We start from the raw sequence: 1,752 nt of genomic DNA, 5'->3' as shown, positions 1-1,752 counted from the left end.
AGATACTGATTAGGACTAGTAAGCAGGGCTAAGCGAGCAACTCCACTTGGCGCTAAAACACTCATCAAATTTGGTATATTCGGCGCTTCTCCTTTAAAATAATCCAGCGCTTGTGGTAACGTAGGGTCTATTCCAATAATTGCTTTTACTTCATCTGGATATTTATTAGCGTAATACATGCTGTAAACGCCAGAAACGGAGTGTGGCATTAATATATACGGACCCTTTATATTCGATTTTTRCAAAGCTTCTCTCATTTCACTTACACTATTTTCTACTGTGCGCTTTTTATTCGTAATGTCACTCCATCCGTATCCAAATGGTTCTACTACCACAACTTTATTATCCTTCGACAGTTCATTTACTAAAGGTTCAAAATCCAGTGCAGGCGTAGGCGTTCCTAGGCCGGTTAGTAGTACAATTGTATTTTTTCCTTTACCTTTTGTATATACATGAATGCTTCTGCCATTAACCTCTACTAATTGACCAATAGGCGGGTACTTTTTCTTTTCTACTGCCGTTATAACTTGATTCGTTGCAACCCAAATGATGCATATCCCAAAAATAGCTACTATCATGTTTCGTAAAAYTCTCAAGAACCTAAACTTTTTTTGCACGTTTACCTCTCCTTTCCGTAAGTAGCAGTTAACAAGCAGATGCCCATGCTAGTGACTCTTTGTAACTGCTTACTTACTATGACGCTTCAGAAAACGTTTAGTTCTATTTCCTATATAAAATTTAAAAGAATGATAGCAGCTTACTTCAGCACTAAACGAAAAAAAAGGCCTCTTTCATCAGAAGAGACCTTTTACTATTTATTAAAAAGAGAACAATAAAAACTGTAACCCCTTTACTTTACGCCTAAGCGTATAACTGACGCTACGTTTTTAGCCGTTCTTTCAATGTTTTCACCGGCTTTTTCCAGTGCTTCTGATAGATCGACCGCTCCGGGCACGACGCTGAATAACGCAGAAATACCGTGTTCATATACAGCTTCGCTTCCAGTTCCAATGCTCCCTGCTATCGCTATCACGGGAACGCTATGCTTTTTTGCTGTTTTTGCTACGCCAATGGGGGTTTTTCCGTAAATGGTTTGTCCATCTATTCTTCCTTCACCGGTAATGACAAGGTCAGCATCTTTAATATAGCTTTCTAGCTGAGTTGCCTCAATGACAATGTCTACACCTGGCTTTAACTCCGCAGATAAAAATGCCAGCAGGCCCCCTCCTAGTCCTCCTGCCGCCCCGGCACCAGGAACGTTCTGAATATGAATATCCATTTCTTTTTCAATAACTGCTGCGTAATGAGCTAGATTACGGTCAAGCTGTTTAACCATATCAGGAGTTGCGCCTTTTTGAGGGCCAAATACCGCAGATGCTCCGGTTTCACCCGTTAACGGATTGTCTACATCGCAAGCCACTTCCACTTTGACTTCAGCAAGCCGGGAATCCAAGTTTGTCAGATCAATAGCAGCTAACTGGTTTAAACTGCCGCCTCCTTCTTTTATTTCTGCTCCGTTAGCATCAATAAGCTTTGCCCCTAAAGCTTTTGCCATACCGGCTCYTCCATCATTTGTAGCACTTCCTCCGATGCCAATAATGATATGCTTCACTTTATGATCTAACGCTTTGAGAATGAGCTCACCGGTTCCTCGCGTTGTTGTGATAAACGGATTGCGTTTATCCACCGGAACATGATGAAGGCCTGAAGCGGCTGCCATTTCAATAACAGCCGCTTTGCCGTCTCCATGAA

2 protein-coding genes are annotated in these 1,752 nt (G+C 41.7%); both read right to left on the bottom strand.

Translation table 11 applies throughout. The features are described 5' to 3' along the window. A partial coding sequence (locus AC1DRF_RS26170) for an alpha/beta fold hydrolase (protein ID WP_477742099.1) occupies nucleotides 1-578 on the bottom strand: 578 nt, incomplete at its 3' end. Between the two features lie 272 nt (nucleotides 579-850). Further along, the coding region (locus AC1DRF_RS26165) for a glycerate kinase family protein (RefSeq protein ID WP_477742098.1) at nucleotides 851-1,752 on the bottom strand (902 nt) is incomplete at its 5' end.

The sequence above is a fragment of the Priestia sp. P5_B4 genome (assembly GCF_056400385.1).
This window is presented reverse-complemented; position numbering and strand designations above follow the sequence as displayed.